Source organism: Aerosakkonema funiforme FACHB-1375 (assembly GCF_014696265.1).
Taxonomy (GTDB): Bacteria; Cyanobacteriota; Cyanobacteriia; order Cyanobacteriales; family Aerosakkonemataceae; genus Aerosakkonema; species Aerosakkonema funiforme_A.
The window spans coordinates 1-14,132 of the sequence record NZ_JACJPW010000161.1 but is presented as its reverse complement, the minus strand read 5'-3'; the positions used below and the strand labels follow the sequence as shown (position 1 = coordinate 14,132).

Sequence of the window (14,132 nt, the reverse complement as noted above, 5' to 3'; positions counted from 1 at the left end):
CAGCCTTTTTGCCTTACTTCCTTATCTAGTAAGCTTTTGAGTGATTTCGGCTTCTCAAATTTTTGGTTTTGATAAGCAAAATTAATCACACTAAGTACGGAAGAGCCTGGAAGGAGTAAGATTTCAGGCGAATAAGTTAGGTCACGCACAGAAACCCACCATACCGGGATTGCAAAAACAGGGGATAGAATTTGACCTAGAAACCGATGCTCTGACATTAGCCCGCATCGCTTACAATAACAAGAAAAAAGACACTAGACCAACCAAAGAAATTGAAAAGTTAATTTTAACTAATTCCAAGAACCAAAGTTTGGTAATTAACAAACCAATAACCGCTCCTAAAACTAAATCTACATCCAAGTTGTCAGATGCGGTAAATTATCCGGTGGATTTGTCAGCAGAACAATCCGATGAAGATAAAGCAATTACAACGGTAGAGTCATCTGCAACTGCTTGTGACCAATCTTCAAAGGTAGAAGCATCTGAAATATTGGAAATGACCGACACCGCAAGCGAAGTTGATACTGTTTTACCACTTGCAAAGAAAGAGCGTTTAGATGAAGATACTGCTTATCCTATTAAAAAGGTAATAGACACCGAGAGCGAAGTTGATACTGTTTTACCAGCAGGAAAGAAAAAGAGTTTAGAAGTTGATACTGCTTATCCTATTAAAAAGGTAATAGACACTGAGAGCGAAGTTGATACTGTCTCACCAGCAGGAAAGAAAAAGAGTTTAGATGAAGATACTGCTTATCCTATTAAAAAGGTAATGGCAGCAGCTTTATCAGAATGGGAGTCCAGTCCAGTATGGCAGCTGCGTTCTGAATGGGAACGTAACATGATTAAAGCTGCTTTTGAGGAATTGCAACGCACCGGAGACGTCCGAGGTTCGATAAAAGGAACTACCTTTAAAGATGGGCGCTACTCGGTTTACTTGGTGGATACTTCTCTCTACATTTTTTCGGAAACTAAACCAACTACCAGTTATAATTCGCAACGGGATTCATTGATTGATGAATGTAGTTTGACACCAGCGCAGAAGCAAGAATTCCTGCTACCCGGACAGCAGTTGGATGCAACACCCGTAACTCAAGGTACTCGAAGAAGGGCGAAGCAAGAATTCCTTCCACCCGAACAGCAGTTGGATACTAACCAAAAACTACACCAACAGGCAGATACATTTTCAGGCCAAGTTGACGAACAATGCGGTGAGTTGGAAACCAGCCAAAATTTACGCCAACAGGCAGATTCCGATTATGCACAAGAGCGTAAAACTCCACTTCATAGAGTTTCTTCTGATGATGTAGAACAGGGTAAAGCTTCACAAAAGGGAGTTTCTTCTGATGATGTAGAACAGGGTAAAACTCCAGCTCAGGGGGCTTCTTCCTCAAGCGCAGAAAAGGAAAAAACTCCACAAAAGGCGACTAAGCAACTGCAACTACCGGAAGACGTAGAAGCTCTTCGAGCATACCTTGATAAATTTTACCAGCAGTTTGCTGCTGAAGTTAGAGAAAAGACGGGTTGCAACCAGATCGAAGATGTGGATGTGGGAGTCGCCTGCTTGGGAATGGCAGAAGGTTTTGGAACCACTGACATCAGACGAATATTGTTTCGCAGTCCACAAGGTCAGTATTTTAATCGGGTTGGACGTTCCTTGGAAGAGTTTTCCGAGTACACTAAACAGCGGGTGGCGATCGCCCTCACCTACAACCAGCTAGAAAGCGACCCAGTGCAGCGCCAGCGGGTTGAACTTGTAGAGCCAATCGTGCAAGAATTGTCCAAAACAGTCAGGAACGGGCAGCAGTTCCAAGGCACAAACTACACCCTAAAACGAGAAGGGGATATCCGCAGCGTGATTGCCCTGGATGGGCGGGGGGAAGTGCTAAAGCTCAACGGTAATTGGGTGGAATTGGCGGCGCTGGAAGAAAAAGATGTCCAACTGTGGCAGCAAGCTAAAGTACGGTGGGAAGAACGACAGCGACAGGAACAAAGCAATCTGCTCAAGCACACTCAATCCGCCAGTCGAGAGCAGAAACAGATAGAACTGGATTAGCGAGATCCACTACACGCTACTTGACTAAGAACTTACTTTCTGCCTGGGTTTGGAGAGCAATTCCTCCTTAGTAATCGGGGTTCTTCTGAGAGTATCCAAAGGAATCAAAAACTCACCTTTTACTACTTTAATATCCAGGGCATCAACCACTGCCATTACATCAATAAAACTGGCATCTTCATAGTCTTTTTCTTCATATTGTTGTATTTGCTCCTCTGTCAGTCCAGCTAAATCGGCAAGCTCTTTTTGGCTGAGTTTAGCGGCCATGCGACCTTTAATTAGAAGCTGCGGCAGGTTGTTAATATCATCTAGCTCTAACACTATTGGTGTACGCTCATCATGGTTAGTAATAGTTTCATATTCCCGGATTTCTTCTCTGAGGTCGTCAAGCTTTCTTTGAACTTCATTCATATAGATTTCACGCAGTTGGGAATTGTCTTTAACCCTTTCGTTTTCATTTCTTTCCAACTGTGCCAAAGCTTGCTCGAAGTTCTGCACCCATGATTGGACGTTTTGATAGTGTCGGTCATCTTTAATCATCATTCCACCTCACTAAATCTAGAGCGATAAGTCCTTTAGGCGTATTAGTTCGGGTATCAAATTGAAAAAAATCAAAGTAACTTGTGCCATCAATATTCGCCGGAAAATCAGACCTAAAGAATTCACCGCCGTACTTGGCTTTTTGATTGGCAGTTCGCTGGGAGTTATACAAAACTGGGGCAATAGATTGTAAATAATTAATATCAACCCCGTTGGCATCCCAACAAACATCAAAGTCACCGGGTTTTAACTTGTTGGTGATAAAACTTCCATCAATGTAGATAGTTTCACAGCCTGCTTCTTTTAATTGTTCCATTGCCATTTTTAGTCCCTTTATCAGGCGTGACCGACGCGATGTGGTACTAAATCTATCTACGAATTCCTCCCATGTCGCCCAATGTATCCCTGGTGGCAGATAGCCATTTTCATCAAATTCTGGAATCATTACCTCACACCGTAACACAGTTTGATTATCCGCCTCTGACTCGCCACATTTCAATTGGCTTCCCGGTTACAATGATGCTCAGAATGTCTGTAAGAGCGAGTGTCGCGCCGTGCCAAAAATCACCCTTGAAATCCCGGAAGAACTCTCCGACCAACTGGCACAAGTGGGAGATCGCCTCCCTGAGTTACTTGCCCTCAGCCTTCAACAACCTGCACTGCCAGCCCACATCTACCGCTACATTCTCAACTTTCTGGCCAGTAACCCCACAGAGGAACAAATTGCCGCCTTTGGCCCCACACCGGAGATGCAGGAACGCCTGCGTACCCTGCTGGCACGGGAACGCGCTGGCGAACTTACCGCCGCAGAACGTCTGGAACTGGATGAGTACGAGCGGATCGAACATCTGGTCATCATGCTCAAAGCTGGCAACCTGCCAAATCTTACCAGGGCGTCAGCATGACCTACATTCCAGCTGCACTGCGCCGCACAGTTGAAGAACGAGCCAATTATAGATGCGAGTATTGCCTACTTCCGGCGGGCGTAGCTTTCTTTCCCCACGAAGTTGACCACGCGATCGCAGAAAAACACGGCGGTGCCACCGATGCCGATAATCTGGCCCTCGCTTGCTGGCGGTGCAATCGCCACAAAGGTACTGACCTCGGTTCGTTCGACCCACAGACAGGGGCTTTCAGTTTTCTTTTCAACCCGCGTACACAGCAATGGAACGAACATTTTCGGCTTGAGGAAGTAACGATTGTGGGCTTGACCCCAGAGGGACGCACGACTGTGAATTTGCTTCAGTTAAACAGCGATGAACGTCTAGCCGAACGGCGGCGATTGCTAGCAGAGAATCGGCCAAATGGGTAAGTTTAAATAACTTTGAAAATGAAAAAAGAACAGTCGATCGTTCAAAAATTTGAAGCCCTTGCTTCCGAGTGGGAATTAGAAGTTGCAGGCTGCTCATTCGTTGTTGAAAAATACAACCATCCTGCCTATCAACAGATTATAGAAATGGGGCCTGCGGTAATTCCATTGCTGCTAAGAGAACTCGAAATTAGGCCAAATCATTGGTTCGAGGCACTAAGAGCCATCACTGGTGCAAATACCATCCAACCAGAACAACGCGGCAGAATAAAGCAAATGGCACAAGCTTGGCTCAACTGGGGCAGAGAGCGCGGATATCAATGGAAAGCTTTTAACTAACTTTCTGCCAGGATTTAGACAGTAACTCTTCCTTAGTAATTGGCGTTCTTCTGAGAGTATCCAAAGGAATCAAAAACTCACCAGATTGGATTTTAATATCCAGCGCATCAACCACTGCCATTACATTAAGAAAACTGGCATCTTCATAGTCTTTATCTTCATATCGCTGAATTTCTTCTTCAGTCAGCCCAGCTAATTCTGCAAGCTCTTTTTGGCTGAGTTTAGCTGCCATACGAGATTTAATTAGAAGCTGCGGTAAGTTGTTAAACTCATCGAGCGTTAGCACTATTGGAGTTTGAGAATCGTGGTTGGTGAGGGTTTCATATTCCTTAATTTGTTCCTTTAGATCCTCAACTTGGCTCTGGTATGAATCCCTCTGGAGTTTCCACCGCTTAAAATCTGCTCTCAAGCTTTCGTTATTATCCAATTCAGCTATCGAGCGCTCAAATCTTTCCAACCAATATAGGGTGTTACGATATTCTCGTTCATTTCTTATCATCATGGCTTTCACCTCACGCTAGTCTATGCAACAATCCCTCAAGTACAGCCCAATTTCTCTTTTATTCGTTGACAGTGTTCGGCAATTTTGATAGATGCGTTCTGATACTATTCGCGATCGCTTCAGCCAAAGCAACCGGAACGGCATTTCCCAACTGCCGCATCGTTTGCGTCCAACAGTGAGGAAAAAAGTATTCATCCGGGAAAGTTTGCAACCGGGCAGCTTCCCGCACCGTGAAATAACGCACCTCCCCGGTGTGGAAAGCCAGCATATTTTCCCCGCCCGGAACACCATGCACTCCCGCTTTCAGAGTTTTGGCGGGTTCATCTAGGGGACTACCAGTGTGACCGGGGTACTTTCTAGCCCCCGGTATGAAAACGTGGTTCAGTACCGAGCTAGAGCCTTCCTCACTGCCCGAAACTGGTAAATCCCAAATGGCATCACGCACCGTGCGCCAGGGTTTTGTCAGGGGTGGGAACAAGCAGGACTGGAGATTGGAGATACTTGAGTATTGCTTGCTCGGCACTAGGGGTCGCTCGGAGTGGGGTACTCGATGCCGTTCCCAGTAATCACCCGTCACCCATTGCTGCCAAAGCATTGCCTCCTGGGAATGAGTTGGGGCGCTTAAAGACCACTCTACACCCAAGTCGGAGCGGAATCCTACAATGAAAACGCGATCGCGCTTTTGGGGAATGCCATAGTCTGCTGCATTAAGCGTGCGAAATACTACGCGGTAGGACAGTCCATCGTGGCGACCGACAGTATGGTGTCGTTCTAATCTCGATAAATGGTCTACCCAATCCTCACCTGGCTTTGGCACGATTTCCGGGTAAGTCAGTTGCAGGATAATGTACTCGAAATACTTGCTGAAAGAAGAACGCAATAGACCTTTCACGTTCTCGACCAAGATAGCTTTTGGCTTCAGTTCTCGGACAGCCCGGAAGAACTGGGGAAACATATCTCGCTTGTCATCCCACCCCTGGTGTTTGCCTCCCACAGAGAAAGGCTGACACGGTGGCCCTCCGGCTAGGAGGTCGATTTCACCTTTAATTTTGAGTGTCGTAAAATCGAATTGAGACACATCGGCTTGAAAAACAGGCCAGTCAGCTACGGCCTGGATACCGCGCTGCTGATTGGAGAGAATTGTAAAGCAGGCATCTTTGTCGCGTTCGATCGCTGCTTGATGACGAAAGCCTGCATTTGATATACCGATCGCCAACCCCCCGGCTCCCGTGAAAAGTTCGACGGAGTTCATTATCAGGATTTGATTAGCCATTAAATTCATTTAACCATATTCAAGCTTTTCTGAATCAGTCGGCAGGATATTCAGATAGAGAAGCTAAATAATCCGACAGAATTAATTACATACGGATTCTTTACTGGGCAATACTTTTAGCCCAGATGCAAGCGTAATTAATTGCGTTCCACTACTGCTCTTGTGATACCGCTCACACTACCAATTTTATTTGGGTCACAAAGTTAACTCGCTTTTTCTCACAAAAAATCCCCCAAACAATCACTTTTTCTCAACTAATTCAATCACTAATAATATGGAAAACTTGCTCGATATTAAAGATATAGAGTTCGAGTGACCGCGATGCTGCAAGTAAACCTTCTCCCCACCGCTCTTTCTGAATTATTCGTACAAGCCACTACCTCTGGAACTTTAACCTTGGCCGACCGCTACGGATTGATGGCAGCACTTTTAGATGAATCGCTTGGCGATGAAGAACGCAGTGTTATCGACCGACTGCTACGTGCTGCTTGTAAGGGACGAGTCAAGATTGTGGAGCAGTTATCCGTGGTGATGTAAGCACACTTTTTAAGTGGCGATTGTCTCGAACTCTAACAAAATTTCCTCAAGCTCCTCCCCAGCCTCGACGCTGGGGTTTTTGTTGGTGAATATCTTGTTATTTGACAAAAAAATCGCCTTAAGGATAACAGCTTAAGATGGGGCTATTGCCCCATTTAATATAAAAACGCCACTGCAATAGCTTTATTGTTCACGTCAAGAATACGCATTCTTATTAGCCTCGCCCGCAGTTCTATCCGAAAAATAAATAAGTCGAACTGATTCAAATTGACTATAGAAGCAGAAGAGAGAGCAAGAAAAAGGGACAATCTACCGATTAGGCTCAGTGTTACGGTAGCTGTCATCAAGTGTTAAGTCGAGTTAGCTGCTTGTGACATTTATAAAATCAAAATCCAATTAGGGGCTGATATCATTAGCGAACTGCAAGCGATGGGGTTTGAGTCTGAGCTAGCCCTGGTAGACAGTCTGTAGCGGGAAAGTGAAACTTTTATCAGTCTATTGAATCGCTTTGACCACAAGAAGATGAAAAATTTTTCAGTGTAAGCGCGTGAACTTGTACTGACGATACCTCTTTATGTGAAGATTAATTGAACTGTAAAAGAGACTGTGTAGGTATGGTTGCGGAGGACGCTGAAGCTGCTGCTGAAGTACGGCTATCCATATGCCCAACTGGAGCTAACAACGCACTCTGCTGTTACAACACTCTCTTGTTACTATGCAAGGACACTAGCAGCATGAGAATGGGCGCAATAATAGATGCGACTGGTACTTACCGCTATTCACTTTGGCGGGAATGGGATGCCAACGCGCCAAGAGTCTGTTTCGTCATGCTCAATCCCAGCACAGCTGACGCTACAACAGACGACCCAACAATTCGCAGATGTATTCGCTTTGCTCAATTTTGGGGGTACGGTTCTCTTGAGGTAGTCAATCTCTTTGCATACAGAACAACCACCCCAATAGACCTCCGTCATGCTCCTAATCCTATTGGAAAAGAAAATGACCGCTATTGTTACCAAGCAAGTCTTTTTGCCACTAAAGTTATTGTAGCTTGGGGCAACTGGGGCGGCTTACTCAATCGAAATCAAACTGTCCTGAACCTGCTTTTTCATCAACAAGAAATTGACTGCCTGGGCATTACAAAGCCAGGACATCCACGCCATCCTTTGTATATCAGGAGTAACACTGTCCCTATTCGTTATAGTTGGCCCAGCACCGTCGCCTGCGACTGAATCGAAACCGAGAGAACTGAAAATGGCTTAGTTGAGTAGAGGGGGTAGGGGATCTGAGGGCGATCGCACAAGCCCTAATGGAAAATTTTCCATCGATTTATGTCACTGACTTGTCACACTATTTACTACAACAGTGCCAACTGACTGCTTATAGCGACGCTAAGCCAAAAAAAGCACCTAAAAAGAGTAGGTAATTTTGTGCATTTTTTACCTACCTTTTCCTAGTATTTCCTATTTATTCCTGTTGTTCCCTATTTATTCCTACTTTCGAGCTTCTTTCGTAGACATTATTGCAAATAATTCTTGTTTTTGGAGGAATTTTATGCACATCCGTACCTACTCATTTTAGTCGCTATTCAGGAGCAAGCCATGTCAATTGTACGCACAAATAAAACCATGTTATGAATTATACAAAAAACAATCTTTAGTCTCGGAGAGTAGGAGTAAATACGATAAGCGCTCTTGCTGCCACCAGAAGCTTGCGTAAGCTATAATCCTCGTGCCAATGTACCCTACCCATAAGAGCGATCGCGGCGACTCTAACGATGTTGAATAATCATGTAACAACTGTCAATGAAATATTGTACATGAAATTTTTTAGCTGATTGTCTAGTCAAAACTATTAATTCAATTCAAGAAATTCCATATCTTTGAAGCAAGGGAGAAACGAGACTTTGCACGAACTGTTTCATGTAAATACTAAGCTCATAAGGAAATACCTGAAATTCTTCTATACTTGCTGCAAAAGAAACGTCGTGTTTATCAACTAACTCCTGTGCGGCTATCTGACATTGATTGAGATATGCCCTCGCTAGCGTGCGTCCGGGACACCACACTTCATACTTAGCTAAAATGGTTTTTCCTGAGTCATCTTTACAATAGCGATCGTGAATATCCACAAAAGCTAAAGTGTTAGGCTGCGACACTTTTTTATTGGCTAAAACTGCATCAATAAGACGCGGGCTATAAATTCGTATTAAGTCACGGAATCCTTCACCGCCTGCCACGCGAAAAATAGCATCCAAAATTGCAGAATCTTCCGGTTTGGCTTGCAGGTATTCATTTAGCATTTCTTCCGTACTTTTCAATATAGCTAGAATGAAGTAAGGTGCAGTCCTATGAACGTAATAGTAAATAACTCGCTCTGCCAACGAACACTTAGCCTTTTGGCCGACAATAAAGGCTGTTAACGAGCTGAGAGTTTCATTGATATACGGCTCTTGTTCTTCGGTAAATGAAGACTCTACAGTACATTTTTTAGCATCACCTAAAAACGCATAAGCTTTTTCACCAAATTTACGAACGTACATAGAAGTAACACCTGTTCGTTCGTACCCTCCTCGTTCAATAGCAGCACCATTAAATTTGTGCCTAATATTTTCAAACAAAGTGTAGGTGTATTTAAGTCGTGCATAAATAGCTTCTTGAGAATTTAGATGTGTCATTTTGTTAATTATTCGCGCTATGGCACTACGGAACTGCTTCGGGATAACTTTCCACTTGAACTAAAACATCACAGCCGATGTCAACCCCATTGATTATAATCGGGCTTCTGGGTCGATTGGCATAAATCAATTTTCCGGGGCCTACGACAATAAACCATTCTAAATTCCCATCGTTATTCAAGTCGAGTCTAATTTTCTTTCTCTTATCATCGCGCAGCGCCCAGAGGCTTTCTTTTTCCTTAAACCGTTTCTGGTATTCAGGTTCGAGCAAAGCTACTTCTGCCTCGATTAATTCCTGGGGAAAGTGTGACCGAAGGGAAAAATACAATTCGGTTTCAGGAGATGTTAAAGCTTCGCGCATTTGTTCTGTATCCATCTTTTACCTTCGTGCTTCTTTGGCGACATCGAAAGCATGGTTAATTAATTTCATTATTTCCGCCGCCGCTTCATCACCACACCTATCGGGATGATATCTTTTAGCTAAATCCCGATATGCAGATTTGATTTCATCCCAAGATGCCAGCTCTGCCACGCCCAAAATTTCATACCAATAACGGAACTTATTATCCAGCGGGGGTGCAGTATAAGTCCTTCCGCCCTGAGTCTGGTATTTCTTTTTGGGGATTCCAAACTCTAACTTGAGCATATAATCAAACCAGCTTTGCGGTGCCTCCGGTCGAATCAGTTGCAAATAATTTCGATAAATCTGTTGATTGCTTCTTGGATTTTTCATGCCGAAGATTGCACCTACAAACCATTCGTCGGGAGCGAAATAGCCAAACTTATCGTGAAAAAGTTTGGTTACTCGTGCGGGATTACGCCCTCTGGTATAGGCTGTTTTCATCTGCTGGCGAATATATTTCAATTGTTTCTCTTCTTCTTCGGTAAGCAACTCGCCGAACTGCGGCATATCGTCTTCTTCGGGTTCATCCCACTTATCCCCGATAAATTCATGTCCGCATTCTGGGCAGATGCGGGAGAATATTGGAATCATCGCATGGCAAGAGAGGCATTCTTTGAGTTGGGAGAATTCGATCGGCTTTTCGCTTGGACATAACCCAATTGGCAATTTCTTTCGGGGGTCTACGCAGCGCTTAAAGCATTCGCCAAAGTCGAGCAAGAAAGCATCGTTTTTACCGGGGTTGAGGCGCAAAGCACGTCCGCACATCTGGATTAAAAGCGATTTCGATCTCGTAGGACGTGCAATGATGGCAGCTTCAACCGATGGCTCGTCAAAGCCTTCGCACAGACAGCCAACGCTGCTAATTAACTGAATTTCACCTTTGGCGAACTGGTGAAAAATTAATTCTCTTTCAAATTCGGGAGTATCGCCGACGACTACTGCGGATTTAATTCCAAGTTCGTTAAATTGGTATGCTAAATTTTCGGCTTGTTTCACTCCGGCGCAGAATGCGATCGTCTTTTTTTGGGGACAAATTTCTAGAAATTTGGCAACGACTTCGGCGTTATATTCCTCGTTGCAAACTTTCTGCAACGAGGCTTCGGTATAGTCGCCGCTACTGCTGTTGGTTTCCAGTTGACTGAAATCAATTAATCCGCCATATCCGAATAATCTGGGTCTAGCTAAGTACCCCAACCTTACCAGTTCAAAAGGGTCTGGTGCGCGAACGATGCAGTCAAAAAAATGGCAGAATCCTTCTTTGAGTTTGGTGCGCCAGGGGGTTGCTGTTAACCCAATAAAATAGCAGGGAGATAGCGCAAATATTCCGCCACTATATTTGAGCATGATGTTCCAGCAGATTTTATAGTAGATGCTGGAATGGCACTCATCAAAAATTACCAGTCCGATATCTTCTGGTAATTGGCGATTTTGGATAGTCTGAATCATGCAAATCTGAACTGGTTTATCGTAGTCGGTTGCATGGTCAGCCCAGATAATTCCTGATTCGATTCCAAAGCTTTTCAACAAGGTCTGCTGTGTCTGCCGAATGAGTTTCTGACGATGGCAACAAAATAAAACCCGGCGACCTTTCCCGACTGCATCGGCGATGATTTGGGCGCTGATAACTGTTTTTCCCGCTCCGGTTGGGGCATAAACTAAGCAGGATTTTTTACCTAGTCTGAAAAATTGGTAAACTTCGCTTCTTACTTGTTTCTGGTAGTCCCTCAGTTCAACTGGCTGCTGCGGGTCGTTTGGTTGTGACGGCGCAACCAGCGGCAGTTCTAAAAGGTTTAATTGCGACGGATCTGTCGAATAGTAAGCAAGCTTGTTGGAGGATGTCATGATTAGAGATGAATAAGTTACGATCGCCCCTTTGCAAATATGGGGCTTTTGTTTTCTCTCGGTATCTATATCGTACACAAAGAGTAGCTATATTGTCCACCTCCAGATAGGCTGGAAGTAATGAGGTTAACGATTGTAATGGCATCACAAGAAGAATCCAAACAGCAGCGCTATAAGAAAACTCCCAAAGGGAAAGAAACTCAAGCTCTGGCGGTAGCTAAATACCAGAAAAGCTCGAAAGGTCAAGAGGCTTTGGCTAAGGCTAGAGCCAAACACGAATCATCTGAGGCGAGAAAAGCTTACAAACGGGAGTGGATGAGGCGGCGACGGGAACAGCAGAAAGCATCGTCGGCGATATGCGATCGAACCGAGGATAGTTGATGATGTATTATTTTGCGTAGGAGGCACCCTTTGGTTTAACTTTCGTGCAAGCCGGTGCGAGCGCGATCGCGCACAGCTTGTATAATGACATCTGTTATATTAATCAACTAAAGAGAGCCGATCGTAAATGCTATCCAATCTCTACCTTTTGAGGAACAGAAAGATCGGCCTCTTGAGGTAGCAAACTCATCTTTATGGATTGGCATAATGAAAGCAGCATAAATCAATATTGAGCTTATATAACTAACTTATTTACCAAAACCATAAAACTTATCTGCTTTGAGCAGGTAGGTTTTGTTATTACTCGAAGAAGTGGGAATGTAGCTACTGTTGAAACGGATATAGCAACCGAATCGGCAATTAAGCCATTCTTAATTGCTCAAACCATGCTCAAATCATTGATTGTCTTGACTTCTTCCGACTGCCTGCTGCTATACCAAATTAAATATTATTTACCCTAGAGATTGCACGCGGCAGATTTTTGGGCGATATAACAACCAGACCATACTCCAAATGCCCCAAGCCATCCACCCAATCTACCTAACCAGGGGAGATGTCCAGCAGGGGCATTGAGGCTGAAAGTAAGATCGGAGTAGTTGAGCCAGTTTCTCATCTCCCTCCAGCCTACGCGATCGCCTAGCTGAGCTTCCGTATAATAGTTTACTTGGCCACCAAGTTCGAGCCAGATTTGTTTCTGGACGCTGAAACCGAAGTGACCGTTACTGTATTTTACCCAAAGGCGATCGATAGTGCATAGGTCTGTACATGGGAATTTCTGTATGGAATCGCGATTGAGGTTTCTTTGTTTTTCTCGATTAACTGTTTTTAGCATCAGGAGCCTTGTTTCCTCATCAGCCTCTCTCCACTTTAGTGCAGCCAGTAAATCTCGCAAGTGGGTGTAGTCCATTCCTACATCGCTAGGGAGAAAAAAGGGGTGTTGATTTGACATCGTGCTACCACAAAATTAATATATTTTGACACAAATAAATGAAATTTCAGCTAATAGGCAATCGCTTATGCTATTTATTTTAGCTAGCTGCTCCAAGTAATTTTTACAATAGATATCCCCAACATATAAACTCAACTGCGAGCGAATAAGATAAAATGGAGTTTTACCTTACTGAAATGAGTCAAGTGAGAGAATATATAGAAAAGCACCCATCCGAAACCCAAAGGTTAGTGGGTGTTGATTATGAGCAGTTAATCGAGTCGATCGGTCTTGCAGAAAGAATTGGCATCACCCAAAAAATCAAACTCGAAATACATTGAATATGGGAACAGTTTAATCAAACAAACCATCTACAGTTTGCCGAAACGCAATTAAAGCATGATTGGATTGTAGGGGTTTCAGGTCTTCAAATAGTTGAGTGGATATTTCCGGGGTAACGATCGTTTTGATTTCAATATTGGTGTTATAGCCAGCCATATCTCCCATACGTCTCCCATGACTGCCTGCACCCTGCGCTGGAATGATTGTGTAACCAGATACCCTTAATTTTGTTAGTAAGTTGATGAGTCGATCTTGCAATACCGCTTCACCAATCATGGTAACGAGGACACCGGATGTTAAGGGAGTAGACATAAAACCTCTAAAAACGACTGTAATTTGTATTAGAAGTACTCAATGAACTAATTGGGCTCTGTCACCTTAAGAGAGAAAGTGTGATTGGTCAGCATTGCAACGTTTCTGTACCCTATTGATGTAAATTCTTTGATTAGTTGCTTCATACTGGCTGGATGAACGATCGCCCATAGATTGAGACTGAGGCAAACACAAGCTAAGGCCAGCAAAATGTAGGTTGGAGCCATCACCACTCCAATGCTGAACCAGGTAAAATCATGCAATAACAAAGTCAACGCGAAAAAGCTTGCAGCGAATACTGACAAATACACCTGAGTTAAGTGGCGAAGCTGGCTGACAAGTACTACTGTTCCCAGAGTAAGTAACAAATTTGCTGGCACTAAAAAAGCGCAAATTGCGATGCAATGATTTCGTGAAAACTCAAACAGTAAATTCATTTCTAGTTTCAGATCGTCAAAAAGCAGAATCAAACTCAATCACACCAAGTTATTTTTAAGTGCCAAAGAGACCATTAATGGTTCCATCAGATTAACAGGATCGTTAACCAAGAACAAATCATTTTTCAAGCACTTAGATAGTTGGCAGATTCCAAGTAATCATTGTGTATCCTGCCATCTGGCATTTTTGCTCCCTTCAAATTTGCTCCCTCCAAATTTGCTCCTTTCAAGTTTGCCCAATTGAAATTAGCATTGCC

19 protein-coding genes are annotated in these 14,132 nt (G+C 43.8%); 8 read left to right on the top strand and 11 right to left on the bottom strand.

The annotated features are described in order from the left end of the window. The first annotated feature begins 169 nt into the window (after positions 1–169). Entirely contained in the window at positions 170–2,053 is a 1,884-nt protein-coding gene (locus H6G03_RS34540; RefSeq protein ID WP_190474981.1) for a hypothetical protein, read from the top strand. 24 nt (positions 2,054–2,077) lie between these two features. Here H6G03_RS34540 and H6G03_RS34535 read toward each other — a convergent pair whose 3' ends face one another. Together H6G03_RS34535 and H6G03_RS34530 are read right to left on the bottom strand one after the other, a co-directional pair. Further along, entirely contained in the window at positions 2,078–2,596 is a 519-nt protein-coding gene (locus tag H6G03_RS34535; RefSeq protein WP_242060527.1) for a helix-turn-helix domain-containing protein, read from the bottom strand. Next, positions 2,586–3,038, bottom strand: coding sequence for a DUF6932 family protein (locus H6G03_RS34530; RefSeq protein WP_190474979.1), 453 nt, complete (start codon positions 3,036–3,038; stop codon positions 2,586–2,588). Before H6G03_RS34530 ends, H6G03_RS34535 begins: the two co-directional genes overlap by 11 nt. Before the next feature lie 109 nt (positions 3,039–3,147). On the opposite strand from H6G03_RS34530, the gene H6G03_RS34525 reads away from it, so the two are divergent. Genes H6G03_RS34525 through H6G03_RS34515 form a run of 3 tightly spaced genes read left to right on the top strand, consistent with a single transcriptional unit; the run spans position 3,148 to position 4,241 of the window. Continuing rightward, entirely contained in the window at positions 3,148–3,498 is a 351-nt protein-coding gene (locus H6G03_RS34525) for a hypothetical protein (RefSeq protein ID WP_190474977.1), read from the top strand. Further along, the gene (locus tag H6G03_RS34520; protein WP_190474975.1) at positions 3,495–3,905 is read left to right on the top strand and encodes an HNH endonuclease; all 411 of its coding nucleotides are present in this window, start codon (positions 3,495–3,497) and stop codon (positions 3,903–3,905) included. Before H6G03_RS34525 ends, H6G03_RS34520 begins: the two co-directional genes overlap by 4 nt. 18 nt (positions 3,906–3,923) lie before the next feature. After that, on the top strand, positions 3,924–4,241 hold the full coding sequence (locus tag H6G03_RS34515) for a hypothetical protein (protein ID WP_190474973.1): 318 nt from the start codon (positions 3,924–3,926) through the stop codon (positions 4,239–4,241). On the opposite strand, the gene H6G03_RS34510 is transcribed toward H6G03_RS34515, so the two are convergent. Further along, complete coding sequence (locus tag H6G03_RS34510; RefSeq protein ID WP_242056843.1) at positions 4,234–4,743, bottom strand: helix-turn-helix domain-containing protein; 510 nt, start codon at positions 4,741–4,743, stop codon at positions 4,234–4,236. The two genes, H6G03_RS34515 and H6G03_RS34510, sit on opposite strands and share 8 nt — an antisense overlap. 58 nt (positions 4,744–4,801) lie before the next feature. Next, positions 4,802–5,995, bottom strand: a complete 1,194-nt coding sequence (locus H6G03_RS34505; RefSeq protein ID WP_242056844.1) for a DNA cytosine methyltransferase — start codon at positions 5,993–5,995, stop codon at positions 4,802–4,804. Positions 5,996–6,337: 342 nt separating this feature from the next. Here H6G03_RS34505 and H6G03_RS34500 point away from each other — a divergent pair, with 342 nt between their 5' ends. Together H6G03_RS34500 and H6G03_RS34495 are read left to right on the top strand one after the other, a co-directional pair. Beyond that, positions 6,338–6,553: a hypothetical protein gene (locus tag H6G03_RS34500; protein ID WP_190474969.1), complete on the top strand. Its 216-nt coding sequence runs from the start codon at positions 6,338–6,340 to the stop codon at positions 6,551–6,553. 614 nt (positions 6,554–7,167) lie between these two features. Beyond that, complete coding sequence (locus H6G03_RS34495; protein ID WP_242060526.1) at positions 7,168–7,785, top strand: DUF1643 domain-containing protein; 618 nt, start codon at positions 7,168–7,170, stop codon at positions 7,783–7,785. A gap of 632 nt (positions 7,786–8,417) precedes the next feature. Here H6G03_RS34495 and H6G03_RS34490 read toward each other — a convergent pair. The 3 genes from H6G03_RS34490 to H6G03_RS39180 are packed head-to-tail and all read right to left on the bottom strand — an operon-like array spanning position 8,418 to position 11,475. After that, positions 8,418–9,230 (bottom strand): hypothetical protein, encoded by an 813-nt coding sequence (locus tag H6G03_RS34490; protein WP_190474967.1) that lies wholly within the window; start codon positions 9,228–9,230, stop codon positions 8,418–8,420. A gap of 25 nt (positions 9,231–9,255) precedes the next feature. Next, positions 9,256–9,606, bottom strand: a complete 351-nt coding sequence (locus H6G03_RS34485) for a hypothetical protein (RefSeq protein WP_190474965.1) — start codon at positions 9,604–9,606, stop codon at positions 9,256–9,258. A gap of 3 nt (positions 9,607–9,609) precedes the next feature. Then, positions 9,610–11,475: a DEAD/DEAH box helicase family protein gene (locus tag H6G03_RS39180; protein WP_190474963.1), complete on the bottom strand. Its 1,866-nt coding sequence runs from the start codon at positions 11,473–11,475 to the stop codon at positions 9,610–9,612. A gap of 138 nt (positions 11,476–11,613) precedes the next feature. Between H6G03_RS39180 and H6G03_RS34475 the strand changes: the two genes are divergently transcribed. Then, the gene (locus H6G03_RS34475) at positions 11,614–11,856 is read left to right on the top strand and encodes a hypothetical protein (protein WP_190474962.1); all 243 of its coding nucleotides are present in this window, start codon (positions 11,614–11,616) and stop codon (positions 11,854–11,856) included. A 457-nt stretch (positions 11,857–12,313) separates the two neighbouring features. Here the strand turns inward: H6G03_RS34475 and H6G03_RS34470 are convergent, their stop codons facing one another. Then, on the bottom strand, positions 12,314–12,805 hold the full coding sequence (locus H6G03_RS34470) for a GUN4 domain-containing protein (protein ID WP_190474961.1): 492 nt from the start codon (positions 12,803–12,805) through the stop codon (positions 12,314–12,316). Between the two features lie 155 nt (positions 12,806–12,960). Between H6G03_RS34470 and H6G03_RS34465 the strand changes: the two genes are divergently transcribed. Next, on the top strand, positions 12,961–13,125 hold the full coding sequence (locus H6G03_RS34465) for a hypothetical protein (RefSeq protein WP_190474959.1): 165 nt from the start codon (positions 12,961–12,963) through the stop codon (positions 13,123–13,125). A gap of 13 nt (positions 13,126–13,138) precedes the next feature. Here H6G03_RS34465 and H6G03_RS34460 read toward each other — a convergent pair whose 3' ends face one another. The 3 genes from H6G03_RS34460 to H6G03_RS34450 all read right to left on the bottom strand — a co-directional run. After that, entirely contained in the window at positions 13,139–13,438 is a 300-nt protein-coding gene (locus H6G03_RS34460; protein WP_190474957.1) for a P-II family nitrogen regulator, read from the bottom strand. Positions 13,439–13,485: 47 nt separating this feature from the next. Next, on the bottom strand, positions 13,486–13,908 hold the full coding sequence (locus tag H6G03_RS34455) for a hypothetical protein (RefSeq protein ID WP_242056768.1): 423 nt from the start codon (positions 13,906–13,908) through the stop codon (positions 13,486–13,488). A gap of 92 nt (positions 13,909–14,000) precedes the next feature. Then, on the bottom strand, positions 14,001–14,132 hold a 132-nt coding region (locus H6G03_RS34450; protein WP_190474953.1), incomplete at its 5' end, for a pentapeptide repeat-containing protein.